Here is a 16,874-nt window from a genome sequence, read left to right on the forward strand (position 1 = left end):
GAATCTCATTATTATATATAAGCAATAAAAAAGCACCCAAGGGTGCTTTTTTAATTTCAGGCCTGGCCTTCGACTTCTTCTACTTCATCGTCATCTGCACTGTCCATGCCGAGCTCTTTCAGCTTGCGGGTGAGGGTATTACGTCCCCAACCTAAAAGCTCCGCAGCATGACGCTTACGACCACGAGTTTGTTGTAGTGCAGCATTAATGAGTGTGCGTTCAAACATTGGTGTAGCCACATCTAACAGCTTCATTTCGCCGTTTTTCAGTTTCTGGATTGCCCATTGACCCAGTAATTCATCCCAGTGATGCGGCGCAATCTGATTCGGGTTTGGAATTGGAGCACCCGGGTCTTGCTGCTGAATTGGAATCTGTTTTAATTCAGGTGGCAGATCTTCTGGATAAACTTCACGGCCTGTGATCATCACTGTGAGCCAGCGACAGGTATTTTCAAGCTGACGAACGTTCCCTTGCCAAGGCAGCTTCTGCATATATTCCTGAGTTTCAGGACGTAAGATTTTAGGATTTACACCCAGTTCTTTACCTGCACGCGCCAAGAAGTGCTGTGCCAGCATCGGAATATCTTCAGAGCGATGCGCCAGTTTAGGAATATGAATACGAATCACGTTTAGACGGTGATACAAGTCTTCACGGAAGCGGCCGTCATGTACCAGTTTTTCCAAGTCCTGATGCGTTGCAGCCACAATACGTACATCAACTTTAACCGGAATGTGACCACCAACGCGATAGAATTCACCATCTGCAAGGACACGTAATAAACGCGTTTGTGTTTCAAAAGGCATGTCGCCAATTTCATCCAGGAACAGCGTACCGCCGTTGGCCTGTTCAAAACGGCCTTGACGTTGCGTATTTGCACCGGTAAAAGCACCTTTTTCATGACCAAATAATTCAGTCTCTATCAGGTCTTTTGGAATAGCCGCCATGTTCAGTGCAATAAACGGTTTATTGCTACGCGGTGAATGGCGGTGTAGGGCATGCGCTACCAGTTCTTTACCTGTACCGGATTCACCATTAATCAGCACGGTAATGTGTGATTGAGACAAACGACCAATGGCACGGAAGACTTCCTGCATGGCAGGCGATTCACCAATGATCTCAGTCGATTGAATGGTTGGTGCAGATTTGGCAGATTCTTGCTGCTGTAATTTGGTGATATGTAAAATCGCACGATTGACCAGTGCCAATGCTTCATCAATATCAAATGGTTTTGGCAGGTATTCAAAAGCACCTGTTTGATAACTGGATACAGCAGATTCCAGATCCGAATGCGCCGTCATAATAATAACCGGCAAATCAGGATTGGTATTTTTCACCTTGCCTAAAAAGGTCAGACCATCAATACCTGGCATACGGATATCGGTTAGGATCACATCAGGTGCATCTACGCCCAACTGATCAAGTGCTGACTGGGCTTCTTCAAAACTAGTAACGTCGAAACCTTCTTCTTTAAATGTTTTTTCTAGTACCCAACGCATGGCACGATCGTCATCAATCACCCATATTTTATTTCGCGACATGATCTGACTCCCAAGGTAAAAATAAGCTAAATACGGTTTTTCCTGGAACTGACTGGCATTCAATCATTCCGTTATGTTGATGCATAATATTTTGAGCAATGCTGAGACCTAGTCCGGTACCTTTGGCACGGCTGGTCACAAGCGGGTAGAACACGGCTTCGATAATATCGTCTGGAACACCAGGACCATTATCTTCAATGTCGATTCGAACCACAGATCGGTGAATCACCCCACTAATGGTATAAAGGCGCTGAATCCGGGTTCTTAAAATGAGTTCCGGTTGATGCTCGATAAAGAAATCCTTGTTTTCTGTCATCGCCTGAACGGCATTTACGCAGATATTCAGCATGACCTGAATGAGCTGATCGCGATCTGCCAGAACTTCCGGCAGGGACAGGTCATAGTCCCGGGTAATTTTAATTTTCTTTTTAGTCTGATTCACAATCAGTGAGCGGACGCGTTCTAAAGGCTCATGCACATTAACCATTTCATAGCTGGGTAACTGGCGTGAACCGAGCATGCTATCTGCCAGATTTCTCAGGCGATCCACTTCACTAATAATAATGTCAGTGAACTCTTTATATTTTGGATCTTCAAGGCTACGTGCCAGAAGCTGGGTTGCACCACGAATGCCACCGAGTGGATTCTTGATCTCATGTGCCACGCCACGAATCAACTGACGCGCAACCTGGTGCTGCTGGATATAGTTTTCTTCACGTGAGATTTTCAGCATACGGTCACGCTGATTCAGCTCGATCAGCAATAAAGGATGATTTGGCTTGCCCGCATTGAGCAGGGAAACCGTATAGTCCACATGAATGTCTTTAAAGTTGACGATGATCGTCGCCTCACGGCGAGTATAAGGTTGGCCAGTATGCAGTGTGTTATAGAGAGATTCTTCAGTATTGAATTCATCTGTTGGCGCTTGCAGTATATTTAATACCGGCGTGCCTGATGCGCGTAACAGGCTGACATCAAACATGGCCTCGCAGGCTGTATTTAAGTAATAAATATTCAGATGACTATCAACCAGCATAATGGCAGTGGTCAGGTTGTCCACCAAAAGGCGATAGTCGATGGAAAGAGGCTGATCCATTAGCGGTGGTTTTCCTGTATTAAAATGGCGCAATGGCATCTTCATAAAGCAAAATAACAATTTCAAAGTTCAGATTTGAGGCAAATTAAGCAAGATGCACGCCAACTTTAGAACTCTTGTTAAAATTTTGCTGAAAAATGCACGAAATCTGACGGGGATGCACAATCAAACTCAGGTATAACGGATTAAATTGAGGCTGTAAACCTAAAATGATTCATTTTGGTGCATAAGCTTTTATATTGAATATTTTATGGCGTTATTTTAGTGCGTGATGCAAAGAGTGGCCATTTCAACTATTTTTATGATGCGAAAAGACATACAATACGCGCATTCTAGTGGAGCGCAGATTCATGAAGTCCCCCAAAGTCGGTTTTGTATCTTTAGGTTGTCCTAAGGCATTGGTAGATTCTGAACGAATTTTAACTCAGTTAAAGACTGAAGGTTATGATGTCGCATCGGATTATGACGGTGCTGATTTAGTAGTAGTAAATACCTGTGGTTTTATTGAATCTGCAGTACAAGAGTCTTTAGATGCCATCGGTGAAGCGATGAGCGCGAATGGTCGTGTCATCGTAACAGGTTGTCTAGGAAAAGACGAAGATAAAATTCGCCAAATGCACCCGAATGTCCTGAAAGTGACAGGTGCAGCGGCATATGAAGAAGTGATGGATGCGGTACATGAATATGTCCCTGAACCGCCAAAACACAATCCATTTATTGATTTAGTTCCTGAGCAAGGCATTCGTCTTACTCCGAAACACTATGCGTACTTGAAAATATCAGAAGGCTGTAACCACCGTTGTACCTTCTGCATCATTCCAAGTATGCGTGGTGATCTGGTTTCCCGTCCAGTTGGTTCTGTGCTTGAAGAAGCTGCAGCACTGAAACGTTCAGGTGTCAAAGAAGTACTCGTGATCTCCCAAGATACTTCTGCTTATGGTGTCGATACCAAATACAAACTGGACTTCTGGAACGGTCAGCCAGTTAAAACCAAATTCTATGACATGTGTGAAGCACTGGGTCAATTGGGCATCTGGGTGCGTCTGCACTATGTCTATCCATATCCACACGTAGATGCCGTAATCGATTTGATGGCTCAAGGCAAAATCCTGCCTTATCTGGATATACCATTCCAGCATGCCAGCCCAAGAATCCTGAAACTGATGAAACGTCCAGCGCACAGTGAAAATACACTGGAACGTTTAAAAGTTTGGCGTGAGAAATGTCCTGACCTGGTCATCCGTTCTACATTTGTGGTGGGTTTCCCGGGCGAAACTGAAGAAGATTTCCAGATGCTTCTGGACTGGTTGAAAGAAGCACAGCTAGATCGCGTGGGCTGTTTTACTTATTCACCAGTCGAAGGTGCGACAGCGAACGATCTTCCAGATCATGTGCCGGAAGAGATCAAGCAGGAGCGTTATGAACGTTTCATGCAGGTTCAGCAGGAGATTTCAGCAGCGAAACTGCAAAAACGTATTGGCCAGAAAATGACGGTGCTGGTCGATGACCTGGAAGAAGAATTCCCGGTTGCTGTAGCACGCTCATATGCGGATGCGCCTGAAATTGATGGGAATGTTTTTGTTGAAGATATCGACAAAAGTGTGATTAAGGCAGGAGATTTGCTTGAAGTCGAAATCACCGATGCAGATGAATATGATTTATTTGCCAAGCTGATCTCAATCAAGTCTGCTTAAGATTTTGAATTAAAAGAATTTAGATTAAATAATTTGGAGTTTGATGATGTTGGATTCTAAAAAGCCACGATTTGGTCGCATCCTGCTAAAGCTATCTGGTGAAGCACTGGCAGGGAACAAGGACATGGGTATCGATGCACAAGTGCTCGATCAGATGTCACTTTCTATTGCGCATCTCGTAGGTTTGGGTGTACAAGTCGGTATCGTGGTGGGCGGTGGTAACCTGTACCGTGGTAGCCAGTTGCAAAAAGATGGCCTTGTTGGTCGTGTAACCGGTGACCAGATGGGTATGCTGGCAACTGTCATGAACGGTCTGGCATTACGCGATGCTTTGGTACGCCGTAATATTAAGACCCGTTTGATGTCTGCATTGCCGATTGGTGCAGTGGTTGAATCTTATTCTAGTCGCGATGCGATCCGTCACCTGACTCAAGGTGAAGTTTGCGTATTTGTTGCTGGTACAGGTAATCCGTTCTTTACCACCGATACAGCAGCGTGCTTGCGTGGTATCGAGATTGAATCTGACCTGATCCTGAAAGCTACTAAGGTTGATGGTGTTTATAACAAAGATCCAAGCAAATACGAAGATGCCGTAAAATACGACACATTGACATTTGATCAGGTGCTGGACGAGAAGTTGGGCGTCATGGATTTAACTGCGATCTGCTTATGTCGTGACCATAATGTACCACTTCAAGTATTTGACATGAACAAATCTGGCGCATTGCTTTCAGTGGTGATGGGTGAAAAAGAAGGAACTCACGTCACCAATTAATGACGTGAGCTACAAAGCCCTTTATACTACCTCCTAATTTAGTAAATACATCTTTTAAGAATTAAGTAAGGAAGATCATATGATTAACGATCTTAAAAAAGACGCAGAAGAGCGTATGAATAAGTCTCTTGACTCGTTAGAACATGGTTTCGCAAAAGTTCGTACCGGACGTGCGCATCCATCAATTTTGAACGGCGTCATGGTTCCTTACTACGGCTCTGATGTGCCATTGAACCAGGTTGCAAACGTAGGTGTGGAAGATTCACGTACATTGCTGGTTCAACCATTTGAACGTTCAATGGTTGCTGCAATTGATAAGGCGATCCGTGAGTCTGATCTTGGCTTGAACCCGATTACTGCTGACGCGATCCGTGTACCAATGGCAGCGTTGACTGAAGAAACTCGTCGTGACATGCAGAAAGTTGCACGTAACGAAGCTGAAAATGCCAAAGTTGCGATCCGTAACATCCGTCGTGATGTATTGGGTGACATCAAAGCATTATTGAAAGAAAAAGAAATTTCTGAAGATGACGAACGTCGTGCATCTGACGAAATTCAGAAAATCACAGACAAATTTGTTGCTGAAGTTGACAAGCGCTTGGCTGCGAAAGAAGCTGAATTGATGAAGGTTTAATTCATCAATGACCGCTTCTGAAGAAAATTCCCGTCTTCCAAAACATGTTGCCATCATCATGGATGGCAACAATCGTTTTGCCAAAAAAAATCAGATGCAGAAAGGCGATGGACACCGTGAAGGAAAAACGGTTCTAGACCCGATTGTTGAACATTGTAGAAAAAGAAATATCCAGGCTTTAACGGTCTTTGCATTCTCTAGCGAAAACTGGAACCGTCCCCAATATGAGGTCGACCTGCTCATGAAGTTGTTGGAAGACACGATTCATGAACAGTTGCCACGTATGCAAAAATTTAATATTGCTTTACGTTTTATTGGTGATCGGTCGCGTTTATCTCCTGAACTGCAAGCATTGATGTTGCAAGCAGAACAAATGACTGCTAATTTCGATAGTATGACGCTTACCATTGCAATCAGCTATGGTGGAATGTGGGACATAGCACAAGCTGCGAAGCAGATTGCTGCGGATGTTTTAATAAATAAATTAGATCTTGAAGCAATTGATACTGATGTGTTCGGTCAATATGTTAGTTTGAGTGACTTGCCGCCTGTTGATCTGCTGATTCGTACCGGTGGAGATTTCCGCCTGTCCAATTTCCTGCTCTGGCAGGCAGCATATGCAGAGCTGTATTTTACTGAGACCTTATGGCCAGAATTTACCGTAGAGGAATTCGATGATGCACTTGCTGTATTTGGCGGGCGCGAACGTCGTTTCGGTAAAACATCAGAGCAGATTCTTCAAGAAAGACTTGAGAATTAATACACATGTTTGAGCGGATTATAACCGCATTGGTGCTGGTCGCAGTCGTACTGAGCTGTATGTTTGCGACCAAATCACAATATCCAATGTTCGCATTGATGGTTGTGGCTGCCGGGGTGGCAGGCTATGAGTGGTTTAAACTCATGCCGCGAAAATGTAAAAATATAATCAAGCCAGTAGCGTGGGGCTATGGTCTGTTGACTGCAGCCTTATCTGCACTGGCTTTATACTATTGGGATGTAGCCTTATTATTGTGGTCGGCATCTATTTTGACCTGGTTACTGAGTATCTACTGGGTTAAAACCTATCCTGATTATGATGGCTGGTACAATGTCAGCTTGCATGGCATCGGGATTGTACTGGTTTCTGCTGCTGTTACAGCAATCTTCTCGGTTTGGCTAAACTCCCCATGGTGGTTGATGTACCTGTTCCTGCTGGTATGGGGTGCAGACAGTGGCGCTTACTTTGTTGGACGCAAATTCGGCAAGAAAAAACTCGCACCAAATGTCAGCCCAAACAAGTCGATAGAAGGTCTATACGGCGGTATTCTTACCTCCATGCTCATCGTGGTTGCCGTCGCTTCACTTTATCTGGATATGACCTGGCCAGAGCTATGTCTATTCCTGATCCTTTCTGTTATTACCGTATTTAGTTCAGTGCTAGGTGACTTGTTTGAATCCATGATTAAGCGTCGTGCTGGAATCAAGGATTCGGGCCGTATTTTGCCGGGTCATGGTGGTGTACTAGATCGTATTGATTCTTTGCTTGCTGCAGCTCCTATCTTTGCAACAGGCATATATGTTTTAAAACTTATTGGCGTAGATTTATAAATGTCACAAGTTGTTTGTATACTGGGTGCTACAGGTTCAATTGGTCAAAGTACTTTAAAAATTTTGCAGCAACATCCTGAAGCTTACTCGGTTTTCGCTGTGACAGCGCAAAGTCGTATTACTGAGCTGGCAGAAATCTGTCAGCAGTACCGTCCTAAAGTGGCTGTAGTGCCTGCAAATAAAGTCGATGAGCTTTCTCAGTTGCTACAAGTGCAGGGCTTATCAGATATCGAAATTCTTCAGAACGAAGCAGGCTTAATTTCAGTTGCAGAGCATGCGGATGTTGATATCGTAATGGCAGCAATTGTCGGGGCGGCAGGCCTGCTTCCTACCTTGGCTGCAGTCAAAGCGGGTAAGCGTGTCCTATTGGCTAATAAAGAAGCCTTGGTCATGTCCGGCGACATCATGATGCAAGCCGCGCGAGATTATGGTGCATTATTATTGCCTGTCGACTCTGAACATAATGCAATTTTCCAGTGCCTGCCTCAAAACTACTTTGATGCCGAACGTAATGGTCAACCTAAGCTCGGTGTTCATCAGATTTTACTGACTGCTTCTGGCGGTCCATTCCTGAACCATTCGCTTGAACAATTGCATGATGTGACACCTGCTCAAGCCTGCAAACATCCTAACTGGTCAATGGGGCAAAAGATTTCCGTAGATTCCGCTACTTTAATGAATAAGGGACTGGAACTTATCGAAGCGTGTCATTTGTTTGCAGTTCAAGAACAATTTGTTACAGTTGTTGTGCATCCACAGAGTATTATTCATTCCATGGTGCAATATGTGGACGGGTCAACATTGGCACAAATGGGCAACCCGGATATGGGCACGCCAATTGCACATGCTTTGGCATGGCCACAACGGATCAGTACCCATATCCCGGCTCTTGATTTGTTTAAGCATTCACAACTGAATTTCCAGGAACCGGATGTGGTTCGTTTTCCGGCACTGAAATTAGCGCGTCAAGCCATGAAGAGTGGTGGAATTGCGCCTACAATTTTGAATGCGGCCAATGAAATTGCAGTTGCTGCATTTTTAAATCAGCAAATCAGATTTACCCAAATTCCTCAGGTGGTTGAAACTGTCCTGAACCAGATGGACAATCAACCAGCACACGATCTGGATACTATCCTGCATGCAGATCACACAGCACGAGGTTTATCACAGCAATATGTTGTGAATAAAGGAAGTTAAGACATGAACGCCTTGTTTATTATTGCAGCCGCAATCCTATTACTCGGTCCCTTAATTGCGATTCACGAGTTTGGTCACTACATTGTGGCACGTAAACTGGGCGTTAAAGTACTGGTCTATTCCATTGGCTTTGGGCCAACCCTCCTAAAATGGACTTCCAAAAAATCCGGTATCCAATATCAGCTTTCAGCTTTGCCTTTGGGTGGCTATGTCAAAATGCTGGACGAGCGTGAAGGCAGTGTGGCAGAAGAAGACTTGCCTAAAGCCTTTAACCGTCAGCATCCCTGGAAACGTATTGCCATCGTTGCTGCGGGGCCTCTCATTAACCTGCTTTTAGCCGTTGTCCTGTTTTGGGTACTTTTTTTACCTGCACAAGAACAGCTGAATACTCGTGTAGGTAAGGTCTTACCAAACACACCTGCAGCCACTGTACAGATGCAGCCTGGTGACAAGATTGTCGCTGTAGATGGTACACAAGTCGAAACTTGGGAAAAACTGAGTTATGCCTTGGTGGATCGTGTGGGTGAAACTGGTGTGGTTTCGATCCAGGCAGACCGTGCGGGTGAAAACAAGATATTCCAGTTACCAATTCAAGACTTTCTTAAAGATCAAAGTCAGTCACCCCTTGATACACTAGGTTTCTTGCCATATCGTCCGGAAATTCCGGCTGTGGTGAGCAAACTGAGTGAAGATGGTGCAGCCATTCGTCAGGGTCTTAAAGAAGGTGACAAGATTCTGGCCATTGATGGTGTACAGATGAAAGACTGGTTCGATGTGGTACAGGTTGTACAGGCATCACCAGAAAAATTACTTAAGATAGATGTATTACGTGGTAATCAGGTCGTGCATCTTCAGGTCATGCCGCAAGGCAAACGTGACAATATGGGGAATGTAACCGGTATGCTCGGAGTTCAAAGTGATCCGGGCAAGGTGACAATTCCTGCTGAATATAAACAGACAATTCACTATACGCCTGTTGAGGCGATGGTGATGGCCTTTGACAAGACAGCACATCTGTCTTCAATGATTTTGAACTCGATCGTCAAAATGGTACGTGGTCTGATTGGTCTGGATAATCTTTCTGGCCCGATTACCATTGCTAAAGTTGCGGGACAAAGCGCGGAAATGGGTTGGGAAACTTTTATTTCCTTTATGGCGCTAATGAGTGTAAGTTTAGGGATATTAAACTTATTGCCAATCCCAATGCTTGATGGCGGACATCTGGTTTATTATTTTATCGAATTAATTCGTGGTAAACCTGTTTCTGAACAAATACAATTGGTTGGATTAAAAATTGGTATGGTACTGCTCGGCAGTATGATGCTTTTGGCATTATTTAATGACTTTATGCGTTTATAATAACGTAAATGAAATAATTAACAGCGGAAAAGACTGGCATGCAGCACACACATTTATTTATGCCTTTGGCACTCGTTAGTGCAATGGCAGTAGCACAACAAGTATATGCGGCAGAAGACTTCATTGTACAAGATATAAAATTTGATGGATTGGTACGTTTAACTCCAGAAAATGTGTACGGCTTGGTGCCAATCAACAGTGGTGACCGGGTGAATGATCCGATCATTGCCAATGCGATTCGTAGCTTGTATGCATCTGGGCTATTTGATGACATTAAAGCCGTTCAACAGGGCAATACCTTGGTATTCCAGGTCGTAGAACGTCCAGTAATTTCAAAAATCGAGCTGAAAGGCAATAAACTGATTCCAAAGGAAGCACTGGAAGAAGGCCTGAAAAAAATGGGTCTGGCTGAAGGTGAGGTGCTGAAGAAATCTGCACTGCAAACAGTCGAAACCGAGCTGGAACAGCAATATATGCAGCAAGGTCGTTATGATGCTGATATTACGGTAACAACGACACCTCGACCAAACAACCGCGTTGAAGTGCTGATCGATTTTGTTGAAGGTAAAGCGGCTAAAGTTTTTGATATCAATATTATCGGTAATACTGTTTTTAAAGAATCAGATATCAAGCAAGCCTTTGCTGTTAAAGAAAGTGGCTGGAGTTCTGTCATTTCGCGTAATGACCGTTATGCACGTGAAAAAATGGCTGCGAGCCTGGAAGCTTTACGTGCGATGTATCTGAACCGCGGTTACATCAACTTCAATATTACCAATTCAAGTCTGAACCTGAGTGAAGATAAAAAGAATGTCTTTATTGAGGTTTCAGTCAATGAAGGCGAACAGTTTAAGTTTGGACAAACCAAATTCCTGGGTGATGCGCTTTATAAACCTGAAGAGCTGCAAGCTTTGCAGTTGTATAAAGAAGGCGACACATACTCTCAGGAACGAGTGAATGCGGTCAAGCAGCTATTGCTACGTAAATATGGTAATGCTGGTTATTATTATGCTGAAGTAAATGTTGTACCTCAAATTAATAATGAAACTAAACAGGTTGACCTGAACTACTATATTAATCCGGGTCAGCAAGTGACTGTACGTCGCATCAACTTCACAGGTAACTCTAAAACTGCCGATGAAGTATTACGTCGTGAAATGCGCCAGATGGAAAGTGCGCTGGCAAGCAATGAGAAGATTGACCTGTCTAAAGTACGTTTAGAGCGTACTGGTTTCTTTAAAACAGTTGATATCAAACCTGTTCGTATTCCAGGATCACCAGATCAGATTGATTTGAATGTGGCAGTTGAAGAGCAGCATTCAGGTACAAGTACTCTAGCTGTTGGTTTCTCTCAAAGTGGTGGTGTAACGTTCCAGGCTGGATTAAGTCAGACTAACTTCCTGGGTACAGGGAACAGCGTTTCGATTGACCTGTCACGTTCCGAAACTCAGGATTACTATAATTTGAGTGTAATGGATCCGTACTTCACGATTGATGGTGTACGTCGCGGTTATAATCTTTACTACCGTAAAACAAAGCTTGATGATAATTACAACGTAAATAATTATGTTACAGACAGTTTTGGTGGTGGTATTAATTTTGGTTATCCAATTGATGAGAATCAGAGTGTAAGCCTGGGTCTGAATATAGACCAGACTGAAGTTACCACAGGGCCATACGTATCTACATATGTACGTGATTATTTGCTAGCAAATGGCGGTAAGGAAACAGGAAGTCCAGGTAGATACTGTCCAGAAGGTTTGCTGAATAGCGAAGATGGCACCTGTGGTCCTAATAATGAAGGATGGATCTCTTTTCCTGATGAGTTTAAAGGTGATTTCTTAACCTATAACCTGAATCTAGGTTGGTCTTATAATACCTTGAACCGTCCAATGTTCCCGACCACAGGTATGTCACATCGTGTTAATGCAGAAATTGCCTTGCCAGGAAGTGATGTGGAATATCAAAAGCTCACCTATGATGCTCAGGCTTTCTTCCCATTAGGCAAAGACTTTGTTCTGCGTGGTTATGGTCGTTTAGGTTATGGTAATGACCTGCCTTTCTATAAGAACTTCTATGCCGGTGGTTATGGTTCAGTACGTGGTTATGAAAATAGTACCTTAGGCCCTAAGTATCCAGGTGTAACATACAATGAATCACGACAACAAGACTATGGTCCAGAAGAAGTGGGTGGTAATGCTTTAGTTCAGTTTGGTACTGAGTTAGTCCTTCCTGTACCATTTAAAGGAGATTGGGCACGTCAGGTTCGTCCAGTACTCTTTGCAGAGGGAGCACAAGTTTTTGATACTCAGTGTGATGTACCTCGTGGAAATTTATATCTTGATCCACAAAATACTGATGTAGATGCAAAGCAATACTGTAAGGATAACTTTGGTTTCGATGCAGGCAATATGCGTTATAGCGTAGGTGCTGGTTTCACCTGGATTACCATGATTGGCCCATTATCACTGAGCTATGCATACCCGTTGAATGATAAAGACGGTGATGAAACTCAAAATGTTCAGTTCGAAATTGGGCGTACTTTCTAAGAAGATTTTGATCTTAAATACAAATTTTGCTCATGAAGCCATCAGGTTTTGTGAGCAAAATTTTTTGAATGGGTAAAAACATGAAAAAAATGATGATGGCAATGGGTATTGCTTTAGCGGGTTTAACTTCATTGTCACATGCCGATGATTACGGAATCGTTGATCTGGAAAAAGTAGTACAAAACAGTACCTATTTAAAGCAGCAAAATGCTACTCTGGAAAATGAAATCAAGCCGCAAACCGCACAGATTGCACAGTTTCAAAAAGACCTTGCTGCAATCAAGCAAAAAGGTCAGGCTGCAAAAACACCAGCAGAACGTGAAAAAATGGCCAAAGAATTTGAAGGCAAAGCGACTCAACTGGCAGGGGTGCAGCAACAGGTACAGGCAACCGTGCAAACGCGCATGCAAAGTGTAAATAAGGCTTTTGAAGGAAATCTGAAGCGTGCTGCTGAACAATTGCGCCAAGAAAACAAGCTAGATGTGGTTTTAAATAAAAATTCCGTACTTGCTTATGACGCGAAGTATGATTTAACTGATAAAATGATTCAAAAGGTTAATGCAATTAAATAATCGATGAATCATCAAAAACTTCAGTTAGCTGACCTCGCTCGTCTTGTCCAAGGTGAGTATGTAGGTCAGGCAGATTTATGTTTGAGAGGTTTGGCAAGTCTTGAAAATGCAACCTCTCATGACCTTGCATTCGTCAATGCAGATAAATATCTGGAACAGGCAGCTCAGAGTAAGGCAGGCGCTTTAATTGTGACTGCTGAATTAAAAGAGCAGCTAACTTCCCAGCAGAACTTCATTGTCGTGGCCAATCCTTATCTGGCTTTTGCAATTCTGACTCACGTTTTTGAGAAAAAACATACGACTCAGGGAATTGAAAGTACCGCACAAATTCATCCATCTGCCATCATTGCTGACAGTGCCTATATTGGCCACTATGCCGTCATTGGTGAGAATTGTGTGGTGGGTGAAAATACCATTATCCAGTCACACGTTCAGATTGACGACCAGGTTGAAATTGGCCGGGACTGTTTTATTGATGCACATGTGACTTTAACAGGTGCTACAAAAATCGGTAATCGTGTTCGGATCCATGCCAATACCGTGATTGGTAGTGAAGGTTTTGGTTTCGCACCTTATCAAGGTAAATGGCATCGAATTGCCCAGTTGGGTTCAGTCTGTATTGCAGATGATGTCCGGATCGGTTCAAACTGTAGTATTGACCGAGGTGCACTGGATGACACAATTCTGGAGCAAGGTGTCATTATTGATAATCTTGTGCAAATTGCCCATAACGTCAAGATTGGTGAAAACACTGCGATCGCAGCCAAATGCGGGATTGCTGGCAGTACCACGATTGGCAAAAACTGTATTCTCGCGGGGGCTTGTGGGGTAGCAGGACACCTACATATTACCGATAATGTGACCTTGACAGGAATGTCAATGGTGACAAATAACATTACTGAAGAAGGTACTTATTCTTCAGGCATGGGATTGTTGCCAAATCAGCAATGGAAACGCACAGTGGTTCGCTTAAGACAATTAGCAGATGTGCCATTGACCCAGTTAGTGAAACGATTGGATCATATGCAATCTCAAATTGAGTCCATTGAATCAACATTTAAGTTGCGTAAATAATTATGATGACAGAGTCGAATTTGCCTACATTCACGAAGCCTGAATTGCCAATGAATATTCAAAAGATTCGTGAATATTTGCCCCATCGCTATCCATTCTTACTGGTTGATCGCGTTGTCGATATTACCGAAAATGGCATTGTTGGTTATAAAAACGTCTCAATTAATGAAGAGTTTCTGCAAGGCCATTTTCCGAACTATCCAATCATGCCAGGCGTATTGATTGTAGAGGCATTAGCACAGATCTCAGGTATCCTTGGTTTTGTCATGAATAATGAAACTCCAAAAGAAGGTTCATTATTCCTTTTTGCTGGCGCTGAAAAGGTTCGATTTAAAAAACAAGTGGTTGCTGGTGACCAATTAGTACTTAAATCTGAATTAGTGATGCAAAAACGTGGCATTTATAAATATAATTGCATTGCCACAGTAGATGGCATTGTCGCAACAACCGCGGAAATTATGGTTTCCCATCTGAAAGTCGAGCAGGCATGAGCAATAATCCCCTAATTCATCCAACTGCCATCATTGACGCATCTGCAGTAATTGCTGCAGATGTACAGATTGGCCCTTACTGTATTATTGGGCCAAATGTCACGATTGGTGCTGGTACCAAACTGCATTCACATGTCGTGGTAGGTGGTTTCACACGTATTGGTGAACATAATGAAATTTTTCAGTTCGCCAGTGTCGGTGAAGTCTGCCAGGATCTGAAATATGCAGGTGAGGAAACCTGGCTGGAAATTGGTGATTATAACAAGATCCGTGAACACTGCAGTCTGCACCGTGGTACGGTGCAAGACAAAGGTATTACCAAGATTGGCAGTCATAACCTGTTAATGGTAAATACCCATATTGCACATGACTGTATGGTTGGTGATCATAATATTTTCGCAAATAATGTCGGTGTGGCGGGTCACGTACACGTAGGCGATTATGTCGTGATTGGTGGTAACTCAGGTATTCACCAGTTCTGTAAAATTGACTCTTACAGCATGATTGGTGGTGCTTCACTGATTCTGAAAGATGTTCCTGCCTATGTGATGGTATCGGGTAACCCGGCCCATGCATTTGCCATGAATGTTGAAGGCATGCGTCGTAAAGGCTGGTCGAAAGACGTGATTAATGGTTTACGTGAATCCTTTAAGCTGATTTACAAATCTGGCTTAACGACTCAGGAAGCCATCGAGAAAATCCGTAACGAGATTCTTCCAGAAGTTTCTGAAGCACAACGTCTGATTGATTCACTCGAACAATCAAAGCGTGGCATTGTGCGCTAAGCTAAAGAAATGAAAGTAGAATTAAAAAAAGACACCTTCGTGGTGTCTTTTTTTATGGGACTTTTTATTTACTTCAAAAATTTAACTTCTTCAGCTTTCGGATAGTTCTTGAGTAGTTTCGCTTTATATTGCGAAGCAAGAGTAGTGTTCTTTTCTACATCCTTACTAATATTATAAAGCTGATAAAGGGCAGTAGAGGCTTTTGCAGAATTTGGATAGCGGTCAACCACAATCAGATAATTCTTCTTTGCTTCATTAAAATTCGGTGGGTCAATCGACAGGTTAAATTCGGCTAACCAGAAGTGAGCATTGCTGATATAGACGCTATTCGGATTATTCTTGATGAAATTCTGCATGGGTGCAATGGCTTTAGCTGCACCACCATTTTTATAGGCATCCAGTGCAATGGTATAAGCCGCTTTTTCCTGCTCACTCGGCTGTTGCGTTGTAGATGCCTGATTGGTCGCTACTGGAGCATTAGAGCTTACACTGGGAGAAATATCCTGTTGGTTATCCTCCGCGGGAGTATCTTCAGCAGGTTCAATTTTTTGCTGCAATAGTTCCAGACGTTGATCTAGATCGGCATAGCGGTTGGTTAATTCGCTCTTTAATCTCTCGATCTCATTTTCTTGTTCTTCGATTTTTCCACGTAAACTGCGTAGATCATTTTCAAGCTGCTGGTTTTTTTGCATAAGCTGCCAGCTGGTATTGGTCTGAGGTGCATCTGCGCCTGTAGCAATGGCAGATTGAGTGCTGATATTATTTGATTGAGCACCTTGGCTGAGTCCACGTGATTCGATAGGAATCGCAGCAAAAAGAGAGGTTGTACAGAGTGCAGTGAGGGCACACAATACCTGTTTCTTAAACATCATATAAGTTCCATGATTCTTGGCGAGATTATGTATCCGCAGCTCATTTATTCTAAAAGAGATAACCCGTTAATAGCTTCACATTTAAAACGGCATTTTTAGAAATTGCAACAAGGTTTTACAAAGATCATGTGAATTTCGATATTCATGAATTAATTGTGAAGAGTGTTAAAAATTCAGCATATTAGGATATATTGTTTTTAAAATAATCAAACGGATAGCTTATACTGAAAATTTGAAATACAGGCCTTGCAACTTCAATAAAAATCTCTATACTCTGTTCCTGTAATGGTAGCCCTGCCGGTTACTTCGCAATTGTACTCTATGAACCCCGCCAGGACCGGAAGGTAGCAACGGTAGTAGATCTATGATGTGCCGGAGCTTTGCTGGTAGGGTTGCCACCAGATTTATAATTATAAAATTTATCTATTCTCTCTTTATTTTTCAATCTTAATTTCTATTGTTTTCTATTCCTTTTAATCTTTACTTTACTTTCAATCTTCTATTCAGAGCTGCTTTCGTGGATGCCTATATTGTTTGGAATATTGAAATTCAATCATAAAAATAAACTATCTTAATTTGAGCTTTTGAAAGCTTTTTGCTGTTTGAGATTAATTGTAATAAGAGAAACTATTTAAGTAGAATGGCAAAGAG

15 protein-coding genes and 1 other RNA gene are annotated in these 16,874 nt (G+C 42.8%); 13 read left to right on the top strand and 3 right to left on the bottom strand.

Annotation, left to right across the window (positions count from 1 at the left end; all coding sequences use genetic code 11):
• Positions 1 to 56 precede the first annotated feature (56 nt).
• Both glnG and glnL read right to left on the bottom strand, forming a co-directional pair.
• Positions 57 to 1,538 carry a nitrogen regulation protein NR(I) gene (gene glnG / locus ACEWB7_RS05410; protein ID WP_004786175.1) on the bottom strand — a complete coding sequence of 494 codons (1,482 nt, stop codon included), beginning with the start codon at positions 1,536 to 1,538 and terminating at the stop codon, positions 57 to 59.
• Positions 1,525 to 2,634: a nitrogen regulation protein NR(II) gene (gene glnL / locus ACEWB7_RS05415; RefSeq protein WP_034170313.1), complete on the bottom strand. Its 1,110-nt coding sequence runs from the start codon at positions 2,632 to 2,634 to the stop codon at positions 1,525 to 1,527. Before glnL ends, glnG begins: the two co-directional genes overlap by 14 nt.
• Positions 2,635 to 2,984: 350 nt before the next feature.
• Between glnL and rimO the strand changes: the two genes are divergently transcribed.
• From rimO to lpxA, 12 genes are all read left to right on the top strand, one after another.
• Positions 2,985 to 4,328, top strand: a complete 1,344-nt coding sequence (gene rimO / locus ACEWB7_RS05420; protein WP_004786172.1) for a 30S ribosomal protein S12 methylthiotransferase RimO — start codon at positions 2,985 to 2,987, stop codon at positions 4,326 to 4,328.
• Positions 4,329 to 4,374: 46 nt separating this feature from the next.
• Positions 4,375 to 5,103: a UMP kinase gene (gene pyrH / locus ACEWB7_RS05425; protein WP_004786170.1), complete on the top strand. Its 729-nt coding sequence runs from the start codon at positions 4,375 to 4,377 to the stop codon at positions 5,101 to 5,103.
• A gap of 79 nt (positions 5,104 to 5,182) precedes the next feature.
• Complete coding sequence (gene frr / locus ACEWB7_RS05430; RefSeq protein ID WP_005235283.1) at positions 5,183 to 5,737, top strand: ribosome recycling factor; 555 nt, start codon at positions 5,183 to 5,185, stop codon at positions 5,735 to 5,737.
• A 7-nt stretch (positions 5,738 to 5,744) separates the two neighbouring features.
• Positions 5,745 to 6,497 carry a polyprenyl diphosphate synthase gene (gene uppS, locus ACEWB7_RS05435; RefSeq protein WP_312317040.1) on the top strand — a complete coding sequence of 251 codons (753 nt, stop codon included), beginning with the start codon at positions 5,745 to 5,747 and terminating at the stop codon, positions 6,495 to 6,497.
• Positions 6,498 to 6,502: 5 nt separating this feature from the next.
• Entirely contained in the window at positions 6,503 to 7,327 is an 825-nt protein-coding gene (locus tag ACEWB7_RS05440) for a phosphatidate cytidylyltransferase (protein ID WP_312317042.1), read from the top strand.
• The gene (gene ispC / locus ACEWB7_RS05445; RefSeq protein ID WP_411580481.1) at positions 7,328 to 8,524 is read left to right on the top strand and encodes a 1-deoxy-D-xylulose-5-phosphate reductoisomerase; all 1,197 of its coding nucleotides are present in this window, start codon (positions 7,328 to 7,330) and stop codon (positions 8,522 to 8,524) included.
• Between the two features lie 3 nt (positions 8,525 to 8,527).
• On the top strand, positions 8,528 to 9,883 hold the full coding sequence (gene rseP / locus ACEWB7_RS05450; RefSeq protein ID WP_034702634.1) for an RIP metalloprotease RseP: 1,356 nt from the start codon (positions 8,528 to 8,530) through the stop codon (positions 9,881 to 9,883).
• 38 nt (positions 9,884 to 9,921) lie between these two features.
• Positions 9,922 to 12,429 carry an outer membrane protein assembly factor BamA gene (bamA, locus tag ACEWB7_RS05455; RefSeq protein WP_312317048.1) on the top strand — a complete coding sequence of 836 codons (2,508 nt, stop codon included), beginning with the start codon at positions 9,922 to 9,924 and terminating at the stop codon, positions 12,427 to 12,429.
• An 80-nt stretch (positions 12,430 to 12,509) separates the two neighbouring features.
• Positions 12,510 to 13,001, top strand: a complete 492-nt coding sequence (locus tag ACEWB7_RS05460) for an OmpH family outer membrane protein (RefSeq protein WP_034702657.1) — start codon at positions 12,510 to 12,512, stop codon at positions 12,999 to 13,001.
• A gap of 3 nt (positions 13,002 to 13,004) precedes the next feature.
• Complete coding sequence (gene lpxD / locus ACEWB7_RS05465; protein ID WP_125278336.1) at positions 13,005 to 14,075, top strand: UDP-3-O-(3-hydroxymyristoyl)glucosamine N-acyltransferase; 1,071 nt, start codon at positions 13,005 to 13,007, stop codon at positions 14,073 to 14,075.
• 5 nt (positions 14,076 to 14,080) lie between these two features.
• A complete protein-coding gene (gene fabZ / locus ACEWB7_RS05470) occupies positions 14,081 to 14,566 on the top strand; it encodes a 3-hydroxyacyl-ACP dehydratase FabZ (protein ID WP_171064833.1) in 486 nt (161 codons plus the stop codon).
• The gene (lpxA, locus tag ACEWB7_RS05475; protein ID WP_004786156.1) at positions 14,563 to 15,351 is read left to right on the top strand and encodes an acyl-ACP--UDP-N-acetylglucosamine O-acyltransferase; all 789 of its coding nucleotides are present in this window, start codon (positions 14,563 to 14,565) and stop codon (positions 15,349 to 15,351) included. The genes fabZ and lpxA overlap by 4 nt, the downstream gene beginning before the upstream one ends.
• A 68-nt stretch (positions 15,352 to 15,419) precedes the next feature.
• Here the strand turns inward: lpxA and ACEWB7_RS05480 are convergent, their stop codons facing one another.
• On the bottom strand, positions 15,420 to 16,223 hold the full coding sequence (locus ACEWB7_RS05480) for a YbgF trimerization domain-containing protein (protein ID WP_125278335.1): 804 nt from the start codon (positions 16,221 to 16,223) through the stop codon (positions 15,420 to 15,422).
• A 295-nt stretch (positions 16,224 to 16,518) separates the two neighbouring features.
• Between ACEWB7_RS05480 and ffs the strand changes: the two genes are divergently transcribed.
• An RNA gene (ffs, locus tag ACEWB7_RS05485) (signal recognition particle sRNA small type) lies at positions 16,519 to 16,615 on the top strand.
• Positions 16,616 to 16,874 lie beyond the last annotated feature (259 nt).

Origin of the sequence: Acinetobacter sp. NIOH-H-8, assembly GCF_046635365.1 — a bacterium.
GTDB lineage: Bacteria > Pseudomonadota > Gammaproteobacteria > Pseudomonadales > Moraxellaceae > Acinetobacter.

Coding starts and splice junctions, on each gene's coding strand:
- glnG (WP_004786175.1), bottom strand. CDS start 1,538: ATGTCGCGAAATAAAATATGGGTGATTGATGACGATCGTGCCATGCGT.
- glnL (WP_034170313.1), bottom strand. CDS start 2,634: ATGGATCAGCCTCTTTCCATCGACTATCGCCTTTTGGTGGACAACCTG.
- rimO (WP_004786172.1), top strand. CDS start 2,985: ATGAAGTCCCCCAAAGTCGGTTTTGTATCTTTAGGTTGTCCTAAGGCA.
- pyrH (WP_004786170.1), top strand. CDS start 4,375: ATGTTGGATTCTAAAAAGCCACGATTTGGTCGCATCCTGCTAAAGCTA.
- frr (WP_005235283.1), top strand. CDS start 5,183: ATGATTAACGATCTTAAAAAAGACGCAGAAGAGCGTATGAATAAGTCT.
- uppS (WP_312317040.1), top strand. CDS start 5,745: ATGACCGCTTCTGAAGAAAATTCCCGTCTTCCAAAACATGTTGCCATC.
- ACEWB7_RS05440 (WP_312317042.1), top strand. CDS start 6,503: ATGTTTGAGCGGATTATAACCGCATTGGTGCTGGTCGCAGTCGTACTG.
- ispC (WP_411580481.1), top strand. CDS start 7,328: ATGTCACAAGTTGTTTGTATACTGGGTGCTACAGGTTCAATTGGTCAA.
- rseP (WP_034702634.1), top strand. CDS start 8,528: ATGAACGCCTTGTTTATTATTGCAGCCGCAATCCTATTACTCGGTCCC.
- bamA (WP_312317048.1), top strand. CDS start 9,922: ATGCAGCACACACATTTATTTATGCCTTTGGCACTCGTTAGTGCAATG.
- ACEWB7_RS05460 (WP_034702657.1), top strand. CDS start 12,510: ATGAAAAAAATGATGATGGCAATGGGTATTGCTTTAGCGGGTTTAACT.
- lpxD (WP_125278336.1), top strand. CDS start 13,005: ATGAATCATCAAAAACTTCAGTTAGCTGACCTCGCTCGTCTTGTCCAA.
- fabZ (WP_171064833.1), top strand. CDS start 14,081: ATGACAGAGTCGAATTTGCCTACATTCACGAAGCCTGAATTGCCAATG.
- lpxA (WP_004786156.1), top strand. CDS start 14,563: ATGAGCAATAATCCCCTAATTCATCCAACTGCCATCATTGACGCATCT.
- ACEWB7_RS05480 (WP_125278335.1), bottom strand. CDS start 16,223: ATGATGTTTAAGAAACAGGTATTGTGTGCCCTCACTGCACTCTGTACA.